The organism is Leifsonia sp. GW821-FHT13C05 (assembly GCF_058806515.1).
In genome coordinates, this window is record NZ_JBXAPT010000009.1 from 96,764 (window position 1) to 116,850 (window position 20,087).

At 65.5% G+C, this 20,087-nt stretch carries 24 protein-coding genes; 16 read left to right on the forward strand and 8 right to left on the reverse strand.

Annotated features, from left to right (window positions below; translation table 11 throughout):
* Positions 1-5 precede the first annotated feature (5 nt).
* The 10 genes from AC1ROC_RS19500 to AC1ROC_RS19545 all read left to right on the forward strand — a co-directional run bounded on the left by AC1ROC_RS19500 (position 6) and on the right by AC1ROC_RS19545 (position 9,884).
* Positions 6-1,349, forward strand: a complete 1,344-nt coding sequence (locus AC1ROC_RS19500) for a MinD/ParA family ATP-binding protein (RefSeq protein WP_121264442.1) — start codon at positions 6-8, stop codon at positions 1,347-1,349.
* Positions 1,346-1,855, forward strand: coding sequence for a hypothetical protein (locus AC1ROC_RS19505; RefSeq protein ID WP_121264445.1), 510 nt, complete (start codon positions 1,346-1,348; stop codon positions 1,853-1,855). Before AC1ROC_RS19500 ends, AC1ROC_RS19505 begins: the two co-directional genes overlap by 4 nt.
* A 25-nt stretch (positions 1,856-1,880) precedes the next feature.
* Complete coding sequence (locus AC1ROC_RS19510) at positions 1,881-2,930, forward strand: M23 family metallopeptidase (RefSeq protein ID WP_391508825.1); 1,050 nt, start codon at positions 1,881-1,883, stop codon at positions 2,928-2,930.
* A gap of 114 nt (positions 2,931-3,044) precedes the next feature.
* Positions 3,045-3,359, forward strand: a complete 315-nt coding sequence (locus AC1ROC_RS19515) for a hypothetical protein (RefSeq protein WP_121264451.1) — start codon at positions 3,045-3,047, stop codon at positions 3,357-3,359.
* 78 nt (positions 3,360-3,437) lie between these two features.
* On the forward strand, positions 3,438-3,671 hold the full coding sequence (locus tag AC1ROC_RS19520; RefSeq protein WP_143465936.1) for a hypothetical protein: 234 nt from the start codon (positions 3,438-3,440) through the stop codon (positions 3,669-3,671).
* A gap of 497 nt (positions 3,672-4,168) precedes the next feature.
* Complete coding sequence (locus tag AC1ROC_RS19525; RefSeq protein WP_493001892.1) at positions 4,169-6,151, forward strand: helix-turn-helix domain-containing protein; 1,983 nt, start codon at positions 4,169-4,171, stop codon at positions 6,149-6,151.
* 44 nt (positions 6,152-6,195) lie between these two features.
* Complete coding sequence (locus AC1ROC_RS19530; RefSeq protein WP_085370148.1) at positions 6,196-6,390, forward strand: hypothetical protein; 195 nt, start codon at positions 6,196-6,198, stop codon at positions 6,388-6,390.
* A gap of 255 nt (positions 6,391-6,645) precedes the next feature.
* Positions 6,646-8,043 carry a ParB/RepB/Spo0J family partition protein gene (locus AC1ROC_RS19535; RefSeq protein ID WP_121264457.1) on the forward strand — a complete coding sequence of 466 codons (1,398 nt, stop codon included), beginning with the start codon at positions 6,646-6,648 and terminating at the stop codon, positions 8,041-8,043.
* Positions 8,044-8,484: 441 nt separating this feature from the next.
* The gene (locus AC1ROC_RS19540; RefSeq protein WP_306293900.1) at positions 8,485-9,372 is read left to right on the forward strand and encodes an ArdC-like ssDNA-binding domain-containing protein; all 888 of its coding nucleotides are present in this window, start codon (positions 8,485-8,487) and stop codon (positions 9,370-9,372) included.
* A 56-nt stretch (positions 9,373-9,428) separates the two neighbouring features.
* Complete coding sequence (locus AC1ROC_RS19545) at positions 9,429-9,884, forward strand: hypothetical protein (protein ID WP_085370145.1); 456 nt, start codon at positions 9,429-9,431, stop codon at positions 9,882-9,884.
* A 135-nt stretch (positions 9,885-10,019) separates the two neighbouring features.
* Here AC1ROC_RS19545 and AC1ROC_RS19550 read toward each other — a convergent pair whose 3' ends face one another.
* Both AC1ROC_RS19550 and AC1ROC_RS19555 read right to left on the reverse strand, forming a co-directional pair.
* Entirely contained in the window at positions 10,020-10,502 is a 483-nt protein-coding gene (locus tag AC1ROC_RS19550; RefSeq protein ID WP_143465934.1) for a ParB family protein, read from the reverse strand.
* Positions 10,499-11,455 carry a ParA family protein gene (locus tag AC1ROC_RS19555; RefSeq protein WP_218775167.1) on the reverse strand — a complete coding sequence of 319 codons (957 nt, stop codon included), beginning with the start codon at positions 11,453-11,455 and terminating at the stop codon, positions 10,499-10,501. The genes AC1ROC_RS19550 and AC1ROC_RS19555 overlap by 4 nt, the downstream gene beginning before the upstream one ends.
* Before the next feature lie 557 nt (positions 11,456-12,012).
* Here AC1ROC_RS19555 and AC1ROC_RS19560 point away from each other — a divergent pair.
* Positions 12,013-12,294, forward strand: coding sequence for a hypothetical protein (locus AC1ROC_RS19560; RefSeq protein WP_143465932.1), 282 nt, complete (start codon positions 12,013-12,015; stop codon positions 12,292-12,294).
* 69 nt (positions 12,295-12,363) lie between these two features.
* Positions 12,364-12,894: a hypothetical protein gene (locus tag AC1ROC_RS19565; RefSeq protein ID WP_085370143.1), complete on the forward strand. Its 531-nt coding sequence runs from the start codon at positions 12,364-12,366 to the stop codon at positions 12,892-12,894.
* Between the two features lie 97 nt (positions 12,895-12,991).
* Here AC1ROC_RS19565 and AC1ROC_RS19570 read toward each other — a convergent pair whose 3' ends face one another.
* Both AC1ROC_RS19570 and AC1ROC_RS19575 read right to left on the reverse strand, forming a co-directional pair.
* Entirely contained in the window at positions 12,992-13,306 is a 315-nt protein-coding gene (locus AC1ROC_RS19570; protein ID WP_085370142.1) for a hypothetical protein, read from the reverse strand.
* A 4-nt stretch (positions 13,307-13,310) separates the two neighbouring features.
* Positions 13,311-13,580: a hypothetical protein gene (locus AC1ROC_RS19575; protein ID WP_143465930.1), complete on the reverse strand. Its 270-nt coding sequence runs from the start codon at positions 13,578-13,580 to the stop codon at positions 13,311-13,313.
* Positions 13,581-13,662: 82 nt separating this feature from the next.
* Here AC1ROC_RS19575 and AC1ROC_RS19580 point away from each other — a divergent pair, with 82 nt between their 5' ends.
* From AC1ROC_RS19580 to AC1ROC_RS19590, 3 genes are read left to right on the forward strand one after another with little or no spacing between them, the layout of a single operon-like run.
* A complete protein-coding gene (locus tag AC1ROC_RS19580) occupies positions 13,663-14,037 on the forward strand; it encodes a hypothetical protein (protein ID WP_493001893.1) in 375 nt (124 codons plus the stop codon).
* 57 nt (positions 14,038-14,094) lie between these two features.
* Entirely contained in the window at positions 14,095-15,753 is a 1,659-nt protein-coding gene (locus tag AC1ROC_RS19585) for an HsdM family class I SAM-dependent methyltransferase (protein ID WP_256922030.1), read from the forward strand.
* Positions 15,743-16,795: a hypothetical protein gene (locus AC1ROC_RS19590; RefSeq protein WP_085370138.1), complete on the forward strand. Its 1,053-nt coding sequence runs from the start codon at positions 15,743-15,745 to the stop codon at positions 16,793-16,795. The genes AC1ROC_RS19585 and AC1ROC_RS19590 overlap by 11 nt, the downstream gene beginning before the upstream one ends.
* A gap of 226 nt (positions 16,796-17,021) precedes the next feature.
* Here AC1ROC_RS19590 and AC1ROC_RS19595 read toward each other — a convergent pair whose 3' ends face one another.
* The 4 genes from AC1ROC_RS19595 to AC1ROC_RS19610 form a co-directional block, all read right to left on the reverse strand.
* Positions 17,022-17,384, reverse strand: a complete 363-nt coding sequence (locus tag AC1ROC_RS19595) for a DsrE family protein (RefSeq protein ID WP_179150823.1) — start codon at positions 17,382-17,384, stop codon at positions 17,022-17,024.
* On the reverse strand, positions 17,381-17,650 hold the full coding sequence (locus AC1ROC_RS19600; protein ID WP_121264460.1) for a metal-sensitive transcriptional regulator: 270 nt from the start codon (positions 17,648-17,650) through the stop codon (positions 17,381-17,383). Before AC1ROC_RS19600 ends, AC1ROC_RS19595 begins: the two co-directional genes overlap by 4 nt.
* Positions 17,651-17,717: 67 nt before the next feature.
* Positions 17,718-18,074 carry a thioredoxin gene (gene trxA, locus AC1ROC_RS19605; protein ID WP_085370135.1) on the reverse strand — a complete coding sequence of 119 codons (357 nt, stop codon included), beginning with the start codon at positions 18,072-18,074 and terminating at the stop codon, positions 17,718-17,720.
* 2 nt (positions 18,075-18,076) lie between these two features.
* Entirely contained in the window at positions 18,077-18,259 is a 183-nt protein-coding gene (locus AC1ROC_RS19610; protein ID WP_085370134.1) for a DUF8730 family Cys-rich protein, read from the reverse strand.
* A gap of 110 nt (positions 18,260-18,369) precedes the next feature.
* On the opposite strand from AC1ROC_RS19610, the gene AC1ROC_RS19615 reads away from it, so the two are divergent.
* Positions 18,370-20,025, forward strand: a complete 1,656-nt coding sequence (locus AC1ROC_RS19615; protein ID WP_493001894.1) for an FAD-dependent oxidoreductase — start codon at positions 18,370-18,372, stop codon at positions 20,023-20,025.
* The last annotated feature ends 62 nt before the right edge of the window (positions 20,026-20,087 follow it).

The following is a 20,087-nucleotide window of genomic DNA, read 5'->3' on the forward strand; positions in this document are numbered from 1 at the left end:
GCCACATGGCTCAGCAGGAATCCTCCCACCCCACCATTCGGGCGATCGTGAACCCGGACGCGACCGGGCTACTGGTGATCGAGGGGACTCACCACGAGGTCGCCGGCAACAACGACACCCACGTCCGCGAACAGATCCTCACCCAAGTCACCGGCCGCGCCCGCATGTACGGCCGACCGGTGATGCTCATCACGCAGGACGTGATGGGGCAAGGGCAGCTGATCGTGTCCCCGGACGGCAGTGTGGAGGCGGCCGGAGAATTCATCCCTGCTGAGCTACCGGTGACCGCAGAAGACATCGTGCAGCGGGTGGAGGTGCCGCCGGCCTACGACGTCGAGCGCGTACCTCCGCCCCCTGCCGCGGTCGCTGCGCCGCGAGCTGCATCTGGGCAGACCTCCGTGCCGCAGCAGGCGACGATCAGCGAGCGGCGCGCGGCCCGCGCATCCTTCCTCGAGAAGGAGGAACCCGAGCAGCCCGCCACGCAGGGATGGCGCGGTGTGCTCGCCCGCGTCGGCGTCCAGATCGCACCCTCCGAGTCGGAACTGGCCGAACGCCGCGACGTGCACGCCGTGAGCCAGCATTGGCCCGGCCCGCGCACGATCGCGATCGTCAACGGCAAGGGCGGGGCGAACAAGACCCCGACAACGGCGCTCCTGTCCGCGGTGTTCGCCCGCTACGGCGGCTCGGGCGTGCTCGCCTGGGACAACAACGAGACACGCGGCACGCTGGGCTGGCGCACCGAGCAAGGCCCGCACGAGGCCACCGTGCACAACCTCCTCCCGCAAACCGAGCGGCTGCTCTCCCCCGCAGCACAGTCATCGGACCTGGCACATTTCGTGCACCACCAGACCGGCGACAAGTACGACGTACTGCGCTCCAACCCGCAGGCGCTCTCCGCTGACCAGCGGATCAGCCGCGTCGAGTTCGACGCGCTCCACCAGGTCGCCAGCAAATACTTCCGGCTGATCTTCATCGACTCCGGCAACGACGAATCCGCCGAGCGGTGGCAGCAGATGATCGACCGCAGCGACCAGCTCGTCATCGCCACCACGGCGCTCGGAGAGCACGCGGAAGCCGGCGCGCTCCTGCTCGACGGTCTGGCACAGCGGGACGAACGCTCCGCAGCCCTGGCCGACAACGCCGTTGTCATCGTCTCCCAGTCGGAGAAGAGCGCCGACAAGGGCGACGCGCAGCAGATCGCGAACGGCTTCGCGGCGATCGCGCGCCGAGTGGTCACCATCCCGTTCGATGAGGCCCTACACAGCGGCAAGATCCGTTACGACGCCCTCAACCCGATCACGCGCCGCGCGTGGCTCGCCGCTGCGGCCGCAGTAGCGGAGGGCCTGTGAGGCGCGCCGCCGGCGTTGTCGGCGTCGCCCTCGCGGCTCTCGTGCTGACCGGGTGTGCACCGCAACTGTCACCGGTCTCAACGCCGGTCGCGACCTTTCCCGATGGGACGACCAAGACCCCGCGCTCGACGCCCACCGATGGGCTCGATGACGGGCTGAACGCCCCAACTCCCGCTGCAGCCGACTCCAGCAGCCAGGCGGCGGCCGTGAAGCTTGCAGAGAAGTTCATGACGGCCTTCGCGCGGCCGCAGCTGGACGCGACGACATGGATTAACGCCCTGTACCCGATGCTGACCCAGCAGGGCGCAGCCGCGTACGAGGGCACCGACCCATCGAACGTCCCGGTCCACCGCGTCACGGGCAGCGGGACGGCCGTCGACGGAGCCACCCTCTATGCGCTGGTCGTGACCGTCCCGACCGATATCGGTACCTACGCGGTCTCGCTCACCCGGAAGGCACCGACCGACCCCTGGCTCGTCGACAGAATCACGCCACCGGGGAGGTAGGCACATGCAGCAAGGCGGCAAGGGGGTGCTCGCGTTACTGCTCGTCCCCGTTCTCTTCGTCGGACTCCTGTTCGGCTTCATCCTGCTCCTCGGCGGCAGCAACGCCGCCGCAGCCGCGTGCGGGCCCACCGGTGCCGGCGTCAAGGTCGACGAGAACACGGTCCCGTCCGCCGCAGTCGCCGGCTACGGCCACGATCAGCTCGTGAACGCCGCCTACATCATGAACGCCGCCGAAGCCCTCGGGCTCAGCGCCCAAGCCCAGCAGATCGGCGTCATGACCGCGATGGGCGAATCCGGCCTCCGGGTGCTCAACTACGGCGACCAGGCCGGACCCGACTCGCGCGGTCTGTTTCAGCAGCGCGACAGCTGGGGCAGCCTCGCAGACCGGATGGACCCCTTCAAATCCGCGACGCTCTTCTTCGAGCGCTTGAAGAACGTCCCCAACTGGGAGACGCTCGAGCCCACCATCGCCGCGCACAAGGTGCAGGTCAACGCCGACCCGTACTACTACGCCAAATACTGGGACGCCGCCGGACAGGTCGCCGCCGCACTCAGCGGCGTCACCGCCGCCCCGGCCACCGGATGCGGCAGCGGCGCCCTCGGAATGCCGCTGGATATGCCGTTCAACATGACCGACAAGTTCGGCCCGCGCAACTCGCCCACCGAAGGGGCAAGCAGCTACCACCCAGCCGATGACCTGCAGAACTGGCCGAACCCGTGCGGCAAACCCATCTACGCAATCCAGCCCGGCACCGTCGTTCTCTCCGACCGCCTCTACCTTTCGATCAAGAGCCCGGACGGCTACACAATCTCCTACCTGCACAGCCACCAGTCCGACCGACTCGTGAAAGTCGGAGACACCGTGCAAACCGGCCAGGAGATCTCCCTCGTGGGCGATGAAGCACCGGCCACCGGATGCCACCTCGACCTCCGCATCAACGTCGTAGGCAACATCAACCCGCAAGTCGCCACACTCCCCCTCGACCCGGCCGTGCCCGGCTGGGTCGACCCCGAGAAGTTCTACGAACTCTTCGGCATGTCCCTCTGCAACGACACCTGCCACAGGAACTACTGATGCCGACCTTCATCCCCGCCCAACCCCGTCTGAGCGCGATCGTGCGCGCCGACGCATCCGGTGAACTCACGATCAGCGGAACCTCGCGCCCTGATCGCAGCCGACACCGCCCGCATGCGGGCCGGCATCATCGCCCGCTGCGCGGCGATCGGCCGGCAGGTGGGCCGCCCCGTGAGGCTGACCGTCGCCGACGTCGACGGCACCTACCAACTCGGCATCCACCCCGACGCCTTCGTGCAGATCCTCAACCCGGACGGCACCGTCGACGACGCTCCCGAGAGCGCACAGCGCATCATCGGAGACTCTCCCTGCCGGCACTGCAGCAAGCCGCAGTCCCTCCGCAACAACTACTGCACCTTCTGCGGCGTCAAGTCTCCACACGACGTCGAAGCAGGCCCTGCATCGCTGCGGGAGCGCAACTACCAATGACCCGACATGTCAACTTCGGATCGCGCCATACCGGCGCGCCTCACTGTTTCAGTTACAGAAACTGGATTGAATCGGCACATGAACAAGCGCACTGCTACCGGCGGTCGTCCAAGCAAGGGACAGCGCAAGGCTCTTATGTCCCGAGTTGCAGTCCCCGTCGGCGAAAAGATCGAAGAGCAGGCCGCCGCGGCCGGCTATCAGTACGTCGGAGATTACATCGCGTCGATCCTTGCCCGCGAAGCGGGCATGCCGGAGCTGGCGCCTGTTCAAGCCGATCGAACGCGACTGGAGCTGCCTATCCCAGCCGCTTAAATCAAATGGCCCGCCACCTAGGTGACGGGCCGAAGCTTGATGCCGCTCATCTGACTAGTTTGGCGACCGGGACGATGAGGGGCTGTTTGAAAGATCCGGGACAAGCCCGGGGCTTTGTTTTACCTAGAACCGGGAAGAACTAGGAGTGACGACATGGTAACCCCTCATGCCTCGACGGCGACACATTGTGGTGTCACTTCGGCGTGTCGGCACCTGTCGCTCGCGCCCCTTTCCGGGCTCTCCTCCACGGTCGCCCCCAGACTCCCTCTGTCATCCCGCAGAGGTTCACGGCCGCGCAACCAGCGCGCCTATCTCCTCAGGAGCCGCCCCATAGCAACCGGTTAAACAAAGGTGGCCCGCCATCGAGATGGCGGGCCAAAGCCGATGCCTTTGCGTCTGAGAACTTTGGCCAGGGACCAGACGCAAGGTGATGTTCAGAAGACCCGGAAGGACCGGGGGATTTGTTACGCCCAGATCCAGGACCTGGAGGTGAGACCATGATAGGCACAAATAGTCCCAAATACGACGATTTGGCCGGCTTCAACGTGCGCCAGTCTGCTGGCGATGTTGATGCAGCTTGGGAGCTGACCCGCCGAATCAGCCCGCGCGATCGCGTGCGCGTGATGAAGCGAGACGCCTACGGCCGCCTCGACGAGAACAGCTATCCCAGCTTCTACCGCGTCGGACCGAGCGCACCCGCAACGCCGTGGTGCATCCGCCTGGCCGACGATGCTGGCCTGTTCCGGCTGCTCTGTTTCGACTTCGACGGCAAGGACAAGCACGGCGTCGACGCCGAGCTCATGGAGCGCGCCGTGGACGAAGCCGACGCCCTCGCTGTTATCCTCGACGAACTCTCCATCGCCTATGTGCTGTGTCAGTCCTCCGGCACCGGGGGCCGCCACATCTGGATCGCCGTACCGGGCGGCGCTCCGGCCGGCGTCGTGGCGTCACTCGCCCGCGCCGCCCGCGCGAACTATCGCACCCTCGACCACGGCATGCTCCTGAACGTGCGCGAGGGCGCCGCCCGGCCGCCGCTTTCACCCCACCGCGACGGCTCCTCGTCGACCATCATCCGAGGCAGCCTCGACGCGCTTACGGCCAGCAGGATCGTTCCTGACGAACTTCTCGCCCTCGCAGCGGTCCTCGACGAGCGGAAACCCGCTCTTAGAGCCGCTGAGAGCGCACCATCCGGCCCCGTCGACCGCTCACACCGCGCGCACCGGCAGCTCACCGCCGCCGGCGCCGCCCACATGGCCACGATCGACGGCGGCAGCAACCCGTCCTGGACCGGGTTCATGTGCCTCCTGGCAGCCGCTAACGCCGGGTGGTCCGAGGCCGACGTCGAGCACGCCGCCAAGACCGCCCCCGGGATGGAGCACTATCGCACCAAGAACACCGGCCGCGGCACGCGCCGGCGCCGTTCGCCCGCCGAGGCGCGCGAACGGCTCGAACGGCAATGGGCCAAGGCCCAGCAGTACGCGGCTGTACAACGGCCGCTCCCGGCCGCACGCGAGCCCCGCGACCTAACAGAGCTCGACGCCATCGTGCGAGACGTCGACGACCTCCTGACGCGATTCCGCGTCGCCCCCGGCCGCTGGGGACGGACAGAAGCCGCGCTCTCCGAGCGCTCCATCCTGACCGCCCTGGCCTACCTCACCCTGCAGACCGGAAAACGGGTCGTAGCGGCCTCCATCCGTGACCTCGCCCTGATGGTCGGGCTCGGCCGCACCACGGCCGCAGACGCCCTCCAGCGGCTCGCACGCGACGGATACGTGCAGAAGGTCACCACCACCGACGGCGGCAACGCCGCCGAATGGCGCTTGACCCTCACACTTTCCACAACCTCCGGCACAGTCCGGTCACAACCTCTAGATAACCCCCGCCCCCCGGCTGATCTCTTCAACGCTCGCGCTGTGCAAGTAGCCCAGCTCGAGGACGAACTAACAGACAGCCGACACGACCTCTTCACCCGCGCCGGCCTCGGTCATCTCGCCGGAAAGCTCTACGCCGCCCTCCGTCAACACCCGGCACTCACCATTGAGACCGCATCACGCATCCTCGGTACTGGCACCCGCCACACCACGAGGATCCTCAGCCGTCTCCGCCGTCATCGCCTCATCGTCAAACACCGGGAAGGATGGGCGAGAGCCAAGCGAGATCTCCGAGACCAGGCAGCTCGCATGCTTGGTCTCGACGGAACGCTTCTCGATCGAGCCGAACGATATCGAGCCGAACGCGAAGTATGGGCATGGTGGCAAGCCGAGCTGACCACCATGAATGCCTCCCCCAGGATGCGTCCAAAACGCCGAAATGCATCGAGCCGGCCACTGTTCGAGGCCGACGCGCCAGGCGAGAGGATCTGGCCTCGCTACCCGCGATCCGCTGACCGTCGAGCTGACCACCGAAGCGCCCGAGAACTCGTCACAGTCGGCGCCCTCAGCCCCGAAAGCCGCTGGCAATACCTCGGAGACGCCGCCTAGCGCCGATCGCGAATTGCCCGAGCCGGCGTGGCTATGGTGGACGCGTGGATACAAAGGCTTTCGGTGCTCTCGGGGCGTGTGTTGCCGTTCTCGCTGTCGTCCTCTGCAGCTTGGCGGTCGCCATGAAATTGCCGACGCCCGTCGAGGTCGGCATGATCGCAGGAGCCTTACTGCTGTTGGTGTCTGCCGGTGGGCTGATCGGTGCCGGTATCGCCGCGCAGAAGAAGTCTGCGCGCTAGATCCATTCGTCCGGCATGCCCGGCCGGCGGGAGCGTGACGAGCTCAATTCGAGCCGCTGCGCGGCACTGTTCTTGCTGCGCTTTTTCGTCTGTCTGGCCGTTCATCGTAGTTCGCTCCGCGCCTAAGGGCCGGGCTTTCGCGGCATATCCTCGCTGCGCTCCGGTATTCCACGACCCGGTACTGCGGCGCTCCCGCTCTCTATCGATTTCTCTCGCCAGACAGGCAAAAAAATCAGTTGATCGGGAGAGAGAACCGTGAACACCACTACCGCAAGCCAGGGAACCATCGAGCACATCGACCCCAACGCGATCATCATCGAAGCCAACGTGCGCCCCAGCGCCCCGCTGACCAAGGAGTTCGTGGCCAGCATCCGCGAGAACGGCGTTCTGACGCCCGTTCTTGCCAGGCGCGACGCCCAGGGCAACGTTCTGGTCCGGGCAGGCCAGCGACGCACCCTCGCAGCCCGCGAGGCCGGAGTGACCAGCATCCCCGCCTACATCGTCGAGGCGGACGAGGCCACCGTGGAGCGCATTGTGCAGCAGATGGTCGAGAACGACCAGCGCGAAGCCCTCACTGACGGCGACCGGGCTGCAGCGTTCCAGCAGCTCGCCTTCGAAGGACTCAGCGCGACGGCGATCGCCAAGCGCACCGGGACCAAGCAGGCCGTGGTCAAGAACGGGCTGGCCGTCGCGGAGAATGCCGTCGCCGCCTCTGCGATCCAGGAGCACCAGCTGACCCTAGACCAGGCCGCAACGCTGATCGAGTTTGAGGACGACGAGGCCACTCGCGCCGAGCTGATCAAGATCGCAATCGACGACCCCGGCCAGTTCGCCCACGCGGCCCAGCGTGCTCGCGACGACCGCGCCCGGGGACAGGTCAAGGCGCAGGCCGAGGACGAGCTGCGCGGCCGCGGCTACGAAATTCTCGACCGTGACCGTGGCTACTACGACACCGACTACATCAGCATCCGCGAGCTGACCACCGCCGAAGGCGAGCGGGTCACCCCGGATCACATCGAGAACGCCGAAGGCCGTGCTGTCTTCGTCCGCGTCTACTTCGATGGCGAACCGAACGTCAGCTACTTCCTCAGCGACCCGAAGGCCGCAGGCTTCAATAGGGCCAGCAGCCAGGGATCCACCAGCGGCCCAATGTCCGACGAGCAGAAAGCCGAACGGCGCACGCTGATCGCCAACAACAAGGCGTGGGCATCCGTGGAAACTGTGCGCCGCGAATGGCTCACGGAGCTCCTGACCCGCAAGTCGCTGCCGAAGGACGCCGCGAAGGTGATCGCCCAGGGCCTCACAACCCACCGCCGCGACGTGGGGGCCGCTGCCGCATCGGGAAACGAGCTGGCCCACCTGCTGCTCGGCATCGAGCGCGGAGGCTACTACGACGACAAGCTCGCCGCTCACGTCGAGCAGTCCCCCACCAAGGCGCAGCATGTCAGCCTCGCCGTGGTGCTCGGCGGCATCGAATCCGCAACCAGCAAGAACACATGGCGATACCCCGAAGCGACCAAAGCCGCGTACCTTTCCCAGCTCGCCGCCTGGGGATACGCTCTCTCAGAAGTCGAGCAGATCGTCATCGACCACGCAGGGACGAATAACGCGCCCCTCGCTGACAGCGAGGACGACCCTGACCTCGACGGCTAGTGAGTGAACGAGCGGCGGGTGTCCCCCACACCCGCCGCTCACACGGCCCGGGTCGCTCCCCCGGCTGCTGCCCGGGGCCGCTCCCTCCCGGCCCGGCACGGAGGCCGGCCCTGCACCTGAAGTGATATCACTCTGGTATCGGACTGAAAGTGATGTGGGGCAGCGCCCGAGGGGCACAAAATTGCGCGGCGACGCAGCCGCCGCCCTGACTGGTCGCAGCGGAGCCGCTACGCGGCACTCCTCTATTTGGACGTCTTTTGTGACCTTTCCGGCTGGTCATCGTAGTTCGCTCCGCGCCTGCGCCCCGGGCTTTCGCGGCATATCCTCGCTCGCTGCGCTCGCCTGCGGTATTCCACGACCCGGGGCTCCGGCACTCCCGCTCTCTATCGATTTCTCTCGCCGGAAGGCACAAAGAACAGTTGTCCACGCAGGGAGAGAATCGTGACCAAGACCCGTCGACCCGGCAAGACCAGTGAAGAGAAGAAGGCTCAGGCAGAAGCCCTACACAACTCGATCAGCGACCAGGTGAAGCAGCTGCGCGACTCCGACCAGTGGCGGGCGTTCCTCGACTTCGCGAAAGCGTTCCATGCCTATTCGCTGAACAACCTCCTGCTGATCCTCTCCCAGATGCCCGAGGCATCCCAGGTCGCAGGCTTCCGGAAATGGCAGTCGCTCGGCCGCCAGGTGCGCAAGGGCGAGAAGGCTATCCGGATCTTCGGCTACAGCACGAAGAAGATCACCGCGGAGGACGAGAACGGCGACGAGGTAGAAATGCGGGTCGCCCGCTTCCCCATCCTCTCCGTGTTCGATATCGGACAGACCGACCTGGTGGACGGCGCCCAGGACGCGGGAACCCTCACGGCACAGCTCACCGGAGGGGATGATTTCGGCATCGTCGACGCCCTTTCCGCCTACCTCGTCGAGGAAGGTTGGACCGTCGAGCTCCGACCGATCCAGGGCCCCAGGAACGGCTACACCGACCCTGAGGAAATGGTCGTCGTTGTCCACGCCGACCTCAGCCCCGAGCACATGGCTAAGACCCTGATTCACGAGACCGCGCACGTCATCCTGGGCCACACCGAGGACTTGGCCGAGTACGTCGAGCACCGCGGACTGATGGAGACCGAGGCCGAGAGCGTCGCCTACGTCGTCGCCGGCCTGATCGGATTCGACACCAGCGCCTACAGCGTCGGTTACATCGCCGGATGGTCGGGCGCGGATACCGACCTGATCAAGTCCACCGCTGCCCGCGTCCTCCGCGCCGCTCACCAAATCGCCGGAATCCTCGACCCCGCCGATGAGGGCGACGACACCGAAGACGCCGCCTGACACCTGGGAGGGCCGCTCTCGAGCGGCCCTCCCCCACCAACCCAGAAGGAAACCCCATGATCATCACGTACGAGCGGCCCGCCGCTCTCAACTCACAGCAGCTCGACCCCGCCGCGCCCGACGCGGGCCTCAGCCCCACCGGCCAGCAATGCGGAAACACCACCTACGACGTCGGCGGCCTCGAATGGCACTGCACGCGCGCTCCGCACCCGGGAGACGACGAGCACCGCGCCGCATTCGAGCGCAACGGTGAGGGCCCCGAGGGTGCAGTCGGATTCGCGTGGACCTACCAATACGCCGACGACGAGCCGAGCGACGGAATCGACCACGCCGCGCCGACACATTCCCTCACCGTCACACTGCGCTATCCCGAGCGAGCGGGACGGGGCATCGATACCGAAAGTGTCGCGGCCAGCATGATCCGCGCCGCCCTGGATCACTTCTGGGAAGGCGACCACGACGACGTGACAGCCACCACAACCTCCAGCCGAATGGTGCGCCGCCGGTCGTGAGGGAGCCGGCGCCCCTCACACTCCCCCGCACCCGCACCCGCACCCGCAGTCGGCGCGGAGGCTAACCCGACAGGATCCTCTTCGCCGGTCTTTTCGAGCGAGCCGCCGGCTGAACTTCGTCGCTGCCTGAAGGTGCTACGCCAACGGCCGGCCGGCAGGCAGGTTTTTGCCTGAATCCTCGAAACGCTCACCCGCGTTGTACTCCGACTCACGGCGATTCACTTCAGACTCCAGCGCTCGCACGAGGAATGCTGACCATGTGCGATCGCCTGCCTGGAATGCGGTCGCGCGGAAGGCGGCTTTAGCTCGTCGACTCAACTCATCAGGAACATAGAACGAGATCCGGGCCGTATCCTTCGAGCTCGCCTGAGCAGCCGCCTCTAAGGATGTTGACGTGCGGCCTTGAGCGCTATGACGGGTGGCACGAGGACGGGATTTCGAGCTGCTCACTCCCGAATCCGAGCTCCCCTCCTGCCCTTTGGTCGTTTGCTTCGACACCTCGACCGCGGGCTCGTCCACCGCGGGCTGTTCGCGATTCTTCCGCTGGAGCAGGCTGAGATCCAACTGACGTCGAGGAGTAAGGCCCTCAATTCGGCGTGGGCTGTCAACGTCGCTCATGCGGACTGCGCCTCCTCCTGTTCGGCCGCGGTGATCCGCGAAACGATCTCTTGGCTCAAGTTGAAGTAGTCGTCAGCGACTGAGCCTGCTGTGCGCGGTGCGAGCTGCGACGCTGTCGCTTCGCCGCGAAGCACCTGGTACCACTTCGGTGCCCGCTTGACACTCTCATCGAGTTCATAGACCAGAAGTCCGCGCTCGCGCGTTGCCTGGGCGACGGCCTCAGAATGACGAATCGTGCTGCTGAAAAGAACGTCAGGATCGCTGTTGAAGAGGTTGCTCACATGGGTGCGGGCCTCAGCCTGAATCGCTGTGGCGCCCTTACCCGTGGCAACAAGCACAACCCCAAGGAGATCAATGCTGGGGTTCAACGTCAGAACGCCCTCAAGGCGAGCGGCGACACCAGCCATACCCTTCCGGCTAGACGCATCCGACTTGATCGGCACCAGCGCGTACCGCGCGGCCGCAACGGCAGCGGACTGGAGCGTCTCATCCCCTGGCGGACAGTCCAACAAGATGATGTCGTAGTTCGGCGCGATAGGAGCCAAGAGGCGAGCCAGTGAGAGCTTTGCACCATCGGGGTCTTTGCTCGCTTTTACCCCGAGAACCGCGACTGCCTCGTCCAGGCGAGGTCCCCCGACAAGCACATCAAGGTTCTGCCTGACGGCGGTCACGGGACCAACCTGCTCGCCAAGCATGAGCGCTCGAGCGAACGACTCCCCCTCATCGTCGGTTTCCTGGCCCGTGTATCCCAGGTCTTCGGCCAAGTTCCCCTGAGGGTCAAGATCGACAAGAAGCACACGGAAGCCGCTGGAAGCCAGATAGCCGGCGACGTTCGCAGAGATCGACGTTTTCAATACGCCACCTTTGCTGTTGATTACTGCGATGGTGCGGTTAAGCGCAGCGCGCTCGTTGGCGCTTAGAGGTCCTGCAGGCATCTTCACTCTCCCGTTCACATGACAAGTCTCGGGCAAAATAGCTCCATTGGCGGCAATGACACGCCTGGAGCCAATAGAACGATTGGCTCCAATAGCACTAATAGAGCGGATGGCCCTAATGGTGCGATTGCCACTATTAGAAGCATTGGCGCTAATGGCGGCAATAGTGCTATTTATGCACTGTATGCGATCCGTGCCTTGGCGGGGCGGCCCCATGCCGAAGACGTCACCCGGGCACTGCGGTGTAGGCCGCGTCGCGGATCCGTTTTGCATATAGTGACCGTTCGGGGGACTGTATGCACGGGGGAGCGGTCTACAGCGGGGCGCGACGGCACGGAGGCCGCCCGCCGACGGAGCCGCTGCGCGGCGCTGAAAGTGCTCTGTTTTCTTTGACCTTTCCGGCCGATCATCGTAGCTCGCTCCGCGCCTGCCGTTCCGGGCTTTCGCGGCATATCCTCACTCGCTGCGCTCCCTCCGGTATTCCACGACCCGGCACTCTCGGTGCTCCCGCTCACTATCGATTTCTCTCGCCGGAAGGCAAAGAAAAACGGTTGGTTGAGAGAGAGAAGAGGACGATGAGCACACTCATCACGGACACCGATGACGTCACCCGGTTCTGTGGGGTCTTTTCCGACGTGACCCTCGCACACGACGTCGCCACGATGCTGGGATGCCGAGAGGCCGAAGCGCTGGCCGGGATCCTCCGGGCGTTGGGAGAGCCTGCAGCAGCCGATATGTGGCTGGACGCACACGCACACGGTGACGAGCCGGGGGACCAGCACTACCAGGCTGCACCCGAGCCCTGCATCGTCCCGATCGACCCGATGGAGGACCTTCAATGCGACTCCTGCCAGTGACGGCAGACAAGACGCAGGGACGCACGCGTTGCGTGCGCCCCCTTCGATGTGCCTGAGCGGGGCATCCCCATGACCGCGTTCACGCCGGCAGAAATCATCGCCGGAGGTATCCAGGACACACGCGAGAGCTTCGCGAACCTGTACGTCGAGCTGCACGAGCTCCGCCAAGAAGCGGCGTACTACTACCACCGCGCCTTCGTCGACGACGGGCCCGAACCACAGCAGGAGGGTGTGATGGACTTCCATCCCGCACCACCGGAGTTCGGTGGCAAGGATCTCGAACGGCCAGCACGGCGAGTCCGAATGGACCGCCTCACCCAGAAGGGCCTTGCGCTGTACGTGCACGGCGTTCGCGCTGCACTGCGGGAACGAGACGAGCTCCTGCGCCAGATTGAAGACGCCGAGCACGACATGGAGCGCATGCTGATCGCGATGGACGGCACAATCGTCCACATTGTCGACCGCCACCTGCACTACATGGCCGTGCTCGAGCACCGCACGAAGAACGAACACCAGCCGGCGTCGCTCGCCCCATGGGACGTGCCGATCCGGCAACCCGGCACCGGCGACTACCTGCCGCCGCTGCAGGACCGCGAATAGGGGCAATCGACGCCGACTCTCCCGACGCCACGTCCCACAAGAACCAAGCCCCGGCCGCTCTCTCTCCCGGCCGGGGCTTTCTTGTCTCCCAGGTGGGTCACTTCCGGTGAACGAAGTTCCCCGCTACCCAGACATAGACGGGAGTGCGAGCGCCTTCGGGGACGTAACGGATCAGCACCAGCCCGCCAGTGGTCCAGGCGATCGCTTCCGCGTCGACGAGCTGCACATCGGTGTAGGCAACTTGGACCGGCACGTGAGCCTTGACCGGGACCGGCTGGGGTTCGTCTCGCCGGCGGCCGCTCGCGCGCACCATCTCGTCTGGAAGGCTGATTGGCCGCGGCTGCCGCTCCGCGGCCTTGGCAATCTCCGCCAGCGGCGCCGAATAGACGTCGTGGCGTTTGTTCGTGCCCACGAGTTCAGGCCGGGTCGACGTCAACCAGGATCCAGCCGGCGCCCTGGCGCTGCAGCTGGAACAGGCGCACGTCCGCGGGATCCCGCTCGCTCCGACCGATCACGGACCAGCCGACCAGGCGCTCCGCGGGGTGAGTGAGCGCGTCGTGGTCAACCCTCGAGCGGATAGTTTCAGCGCTGACAGCTCGGTACCGGTGGCCGGCCCACACCAGGCGGACCGGGGCTCCCTGCTCCATCCAGAGGTGAACAATGTCTGCCGCGGGCGCGATGCTCATGACCAGAACCTCCAGATGCTCGGTGTCACCCCATTGCATCATAATTCGAAGATATGTTCGAATGTTGTGGGAGGTTGGAAACGTGAAAACGCTGCACGCGGGGGAGAAGGTCTGGCTTGTCCTCGACGACGCTGTGAACCGTATCGAGTTCCAGATCGAGTACGCGCCGGCAACCCGCTCCGCCACCCACGAGACGCTGATGATGTACCGCGTCGACCACTGGGTTCTCAAGCGCAGCGACCGGTGGCCGCTGGGCTACTACGACGAGCTGCGTACGGCGCTCGATGCGTGTGCGCTGGCGCTTGGCATGCCTAACTTCCTCGCGCCTGCGACGGCCCCGGATGGCACGATCATCACTCCTGAAGAGCAGCGCGAACGATGGCGGGCCGGTCTCGACCCGCGAACCGGCCGCAGCCGTAGTGCAATGGTCGCCGATACCGCCCGCGGGGCGGGTTAACCAGTTGACTTGGGAGAGTCGTCGGCGGTTGTCATTGGGATGCTAAAGAATGGCAGGGTGAGTTCCGTGTCCCTGCTTGATGCCTCTGACACGTCGGAGCTGCGCAAAGCGCGGGGCGCATTCTTCACCCCGCAGCCGTTAACCCGGTTCATCGCCGAGTGGGCGATCCGCACGCCTGCCGATCAGGTGATGGAGCCCTCGGCGGGTGATGCTGCATTCCTCGTCGAGGCGGTACGTCGGCTGGTCGAACTGGGTGTGGCGGGTCCCACCGTTGCCGGTGTCGAGATCCATGAGCACAGCGCTCGCGTCGCGCGCGAACGCATCACCGACGCTGGCGGTGCTCCCAACATCACCCACAGCGACTTTTTCTTGGTCGATCCTGCTCCTCGGTACGACGCGGTAATCGGGAACCCTCCCTATATCCGGTACCAAGACTTCACCGGTGAAGCCCGCAGCCGTTCACGCGCAGCAGCGCTCAAAGCCGGGGTGGCTCTGAGCGGGCTCGCGTCGAGCTGGGCCGCATTCACCATTCAGTCGGCCCTGTTTCTGCGCCCCGGGGGCCGCATGGGGTTGGTGCTACCTGCAGAGCTATTGAGCGTGAACTACGCAGCCCCAGTCCGGCAGTTCCTCTTCGACCGGTTCAGAAGTGTCGAGTTGGTGCTGTTCACTGAGCGCGTCTTTCCCGAAGCTGAGGCGGACGTCGTCCTCCTTCTCGCGGACGGCTTCGATGAGGGCCCCACGGATCACGCCACCATCCACGAAGCCCGCGACGCTGAAGCCCTCGAAACGCTTGGTGTGCCCCTCACCTGGTCGCCTAAGACACCGGCGGACAAATGGACTGGCCTCCTGATCGGTGCGGAAGCACTTCGGCCTCTGCGGGAGCTGCGTGAGTCGGGGGCATTCAATGTGCTCGAAGAATGGGGCGACACGACCTTGGGGATGGTGACGGGTAACAACGGATACTTCGCCCTGTCACCTGCCCGCGTGAAAGAACTCGGCCTGAGCCGAGCAGATCTTTTGCGGTTGTCTCCTCCGGGCAGCTCACATCTTCGTGGGCTTTCCCTCACTCGGCACAACATGACCGACCTGGGCAACGCAGGCAAGGCGACCTGGCTGTTCCGCCCCGGGGATACCCCCTCTGCGGCTGCTGAGGAGTACATCAAGGCTGGCCACACCGCTGGCGTCGACCAGGCGTACAAGTGCCGCGTCCGACGCACTTGGTACCAAGTGCCACTCCTTCCGCCGGCTGACTTGCTCCTGACGTGCATGAACGCCGACACGCCTCGACTGACGACCAATGAGGCGGGCGCGCTGCACCTCAATTCAGTACACGGTGTCTACCTCTCGGCCGAGCACAGGGAGCTCGGCCGAGAGTTACTGCCGCTCGCCAGCCTGAACTCGGTGACTCTGCTGAACGCGGAAATGGTGGGCCGCTCCTACGGCGGCGGCATTCTGAAGATCGAACCCCGGGAAGCAGACGCCTGGGCCATGCCCTCGCCCAGCCTTGTGACAGCACGCGCGGACGCGCTTCGCGCCATCAAGCCGCGTGTGGCCCGACTTCTACGCACGGGTGAACTGCTCGAAGCCGTCCAAGTTGTCGACCAGGCCCTCCTATTGGACTCCGCAGAGCTGACGGATCATGACGTCGACGTCGTGCGCCGGGCACACCAGACGATGACCTCACGACGAGTAGCAAGGGCAGAAAGTGGCCGCTGAACAATCCGCCCGGTCCAAGGCATGGGCGGTCTTTGACCGGATCTGCTCCGACGCGGCTCCTGGCGGCATCCACACCAATCCTTGGGCTCAAGGGGCCGACGGTGAAGTCCGCTACGACCCCGACTATGACGTCCTTGAAAAGCTTCTCGGGGTCCCTCTGTACTTGGAGGCACCGACAACCTCCGGTGTCCCTGCTCTGGCTCTGGACGTGTGGGTCTCTTACGAGCTGCGCCGTGCCGGTTTCGATCGGAATGCAACGTGGCCACGCGCCGAACATCCTCGAATCCTGCCGACGGCGATCGCGAACCTGCTTCAAAGTCTGAAAGGTAAGGAACGCGCGCAGCTCGTCGCCCGCCTCGCAAAGCCCACACCGATGAAGGGTGTTGTCTCGGCTTCAGCGAACATCCTGGGGAAGAACTACCTCAAGCAGGTCGACGTCGTGATGTCGGACTGGGACACCGGGCCCGAGCTGCTGATCAGTACTAAGCGCATGGACTCCAGCTTCGGCAAGAACGCTGCGAACCGGGTAGAGGAAAGCTACGGCGACGCGAAGAACCTCCGGCTCAGGCACCCCCTCGCTGCTCTCGGCTTCGTCTACGGTCTGCGTTCAACAATCCTGACTGAGGAAGCGAAAAAGGCGAGGTGGCTGATCGACCTCCTTCAAAAGCTCGGTCGGGAAGACGACGCCTATCACGCAGTCGCTCTCATCATGATCGAGTACGGCTCTGAAGTGCCCGCCGAGAGCGACGTGGATCAGGACGATACCGAGAACCCTCTCGCGGCCGCCGGCCTCGAACCGGACGAGAACGAAGTCGAGAACGAAGACGAGGTGGAGGAAGTTCCCGCCTCGGCTATTGACGAAGCGCTCGATAACCTGCCGCGCGTGACCATCCGTCACGACGAGGTGCCGCCGGCACTCCAACCGTCGCGATTTCTAGAGCTCATGGTGCGGAGAGTCATTGACGCCACTCCAGTCGATCGTCACGAGGAAGCCCGAAAACGACTGGATAACCCCCGAAAGGCTGAGCGCGCATCTAATTAAGATCGAGCTTGCTGCCGAGCCGGCTTTCGCACTGGCTGCTGTTGACATGGGCCACTAGCCCAAACCGGCCGTGCTCGACGAGGGGCGCCCACGGTGCGGAAAACGATCGTTTTCGGAAGGCTTCACTCGGTGGTCAGCGCTACTACCCGGGCATCGCCGCAGCGCCAAGCGAGTCGTGCCACCTGAATAGCCTGCGAAACGCTCGTGAGGAATGGACGCGACGGCATTACGGCCGCAAGTACGCCCAGCCATTTCGCTGTCGGATCACGAGATGAGCGATTCCCGACGGAACGATAACGGAGTCCGGCACGAGTTGTTCAGGGCCGATTTCCATACTTCGAAGGGTGTTCTGGCAGGCGTCGACGATGAGCCCGCCGTGTTGGAGGGCGCGGAGGGTCTCGCGGTGCGGGCTATCCGGTAGGACGATGCTGATTCCCGGCCCGTGGACGACGAGTTCAAGATCGGTTCCCGCTCCGAGCGCGTCCATGAGGTTGCGGATGTTCCGCAGGACAGCGCCGTGCTTGATCGGATCGGCCTCGTTTAGGTGGATGACCACACCAGCCGTCGGTGCCTCGTTCACTGTCTTCATGCCAAAGTCAGAAAGAGTTTTTGCAGCTCTTCGACCGTCATCGGGTCGGAGGTGTCGTCGGGGTCGGTCAGGCATTTCTGCATGGCGGTGGAGATGATCTGGAAGCCGGCCTTGTCGAGCGCACTCGATACTGCGGCGAGTTGGATTACGACGTCGCGGCATTTGCCGCCGTTCTCGACGGCCGCGATGACGGCGCTGAGCTGACCCTGCGCGCGGCGGAGCCGATTGAGCACGGGCTTGATGTCAGAGGCGGTGGTGATGGCCACGGTATGTTCTACTTTCTCGATGGCGCCGAAGGGGGCGTTGCGGTACCCGCCAGGGTATCTCTTCGGCTCAGGTGCGGGCCTTGGCGGCGGTGAGCTCCGCCCGATCGATGGCGCGGATCTGACCGATCAGATCCTCGAGGTCCCGAGCGGCGAGGGCTCCGGGCTGTGAGAACACGAGGATCCCGTCGCGGAAAGCCATGAGGGTGGGGATCGAGGTGATCCCGGCGGCCGCGGCGAGCTCCTGCTCGGTCTCGGTGTCGACTTTGCCGAACACGATGTCCGGGTGCTGTTCGGATGCGGTCTCGAAGACGGGGGCGAACATGCGGCAGGGGCCGCACCAGGCCGCCCAGAAGTCGATCAGGACGATGTCGTTCTGCTCGATCTGACCCTTGAGCGTGTCGGCGGTGAGGGTGACGGTGCTCACGGTCAGCCGCGTCCGAAGAGCCGGCCGAAGAACCCGCCACCGGAGGCGGCAGCCTTCTCGGCGTCGGTGTGGTTGCCGTTGCACCACTGGTTTGCGGGCACGCGCCGGCGCACGTCGGCGACGTGCTGACCGCAGCCGCTCCAGGTCGTCTTGCCGCAGACTTTGCAGGTGGCGGGGTAGCACATGGGCTGGAACTCTCTTTCTCGGGTCCGGTAGGGGTGGTTCTGTATACCCCCCTCCGTATAGTACGATACCGGGGAGGGTATAACCAAACCGCCCTCGGGAGGTGCACAGGATGAAGACCGTGATCGTCGGCGGAGTCGCCGGAGGAATGTCTGCCGCGACACGATTGCGCCGGCTCGACGAGACAGCGGAGATCGTGGTGTTCGAGCGCGGCCCGTACGTCTCGTATGCGAACTGCGGGCTGCCCTATTACGTCGGCGGCGTGATCACCGATCGGTCATCACTCCTTCTGCAGACCCCGCAGTCGTTGGCGGCCAGGTTCCGGCTCGATGTGCGCACCGGCCACGAGGTCCTTGGGATCAATCCGGTTGCGCGCACTGTCTCGGTGTTCGACCTCGCCGCGGGCGAGACCATGACCGAGAGTTATGACGAGCTGATCCTCGCGGTCGGTGCTACCGCGAGGGAGGCCGCGGGGCATCCCGGCATCCCGACGCACACCCTCCGCACGGTGGAGGACGTGGACGCGATCAGCGTGCTGGTGGACGCGGCAGCGGACAACCCTTCCGCCCTCGTCCTCGGCGCCGGCTTCATCGGCCTCGAGGCGGTCGAGAACCTGGTGCGGCGCGGCATCCACGTGACCCTCATCCAACGGTCGGCGCAGATCCTCACTCCACTGGATCCGGAGATGGTGGCTCCGTTGGCGGCGCAGCTGCGCAGTCACGGCGTCGACGTGCGCACCTCCGTCACTGTCGACACGGTCGAGGCGGGGGCGGTGCTGCTCAGCGACGGCGCGACGGTTCGGCCGGACTTCATCATCGACGCGTCGGGTGTCGTGCCGAGCGTGGACCTCGCGCGCTCGGCCGGGCTCCGGCTGGGGCCGACCGGCGGGATCGCGGTCGATGCCCGCAACCGCACCAGCGACGCGCACATCTTCGCCGTCGGCGATGGCGTCGAGAAAGTGGATGCGCTCAGCGGCGCAGAGACGCTCGTCACCATGGCCGGGCTCGCAAACAGGCACGGCCGCTCCGTCGCCGACGTCATCGCCGGCAGCAAGGAGCAGAACACGCCCGCCCTCGGCACCGCGATCGTGAAGGTCTTCGACACCGTCGCGGCGAAGGTCGGCTGGGGGGAACGGCAGCTCACCGCTGCCGGGCGGGCGCACCGAGTCATCCACACGCATCCTGCCTCGCACGCCACCTACTACCCGGGTGCCCAGTCCATGTCGATGAAGTTGCTCGTGGACCCGGCGACGGATGCGATCCTGGGTGCGCAGATCGTCGGCGGCGAGGGTGTCGACAAGCGTATCGACGTGATCGCGGTCGCCATGGCGGGCGGGATCACCGCCTCCGGTCTGATGCGTCTCGAGTTGGCGTATGCTCCTCAGTTCGGGTCGGCGAAGGACCCGATCAACCAGCTCGGCTACGTCGCCGACAACCTCCGCAGCGGTGCCACCCGTTCGCTGCAGTGGCACGAGCTCGGCGCCGCGCTGGACGCGGGCGCCACCCTGGTCGATGTGCGCACGGCCGGTGAGCACGCGGCCGGCTCGATCCCCGGCGCTGTGAACATCCCGGTCGACGAGCTGCGCGATCGGCTCGGCGAGCTGCCGGCCGGCCCGATCGTGGTGCACTGCCAGGTGGGCCAGCGCGGTCACACCGCCGCGCGCATCCTCGACCAGCATGGGTTCGACGTCGTCAACCTCGACGGGGGCTACCGCACCTGGGTGGCCGGCACGTCGGTGGCGGTGCAGGTACCGGTCAGATCGGCTTGATGTTGTGGGGGGGGGGGGGGGGGGGGGGGGGGGGGGCGCCAACAGCCTCGTTCGTCGTCTCC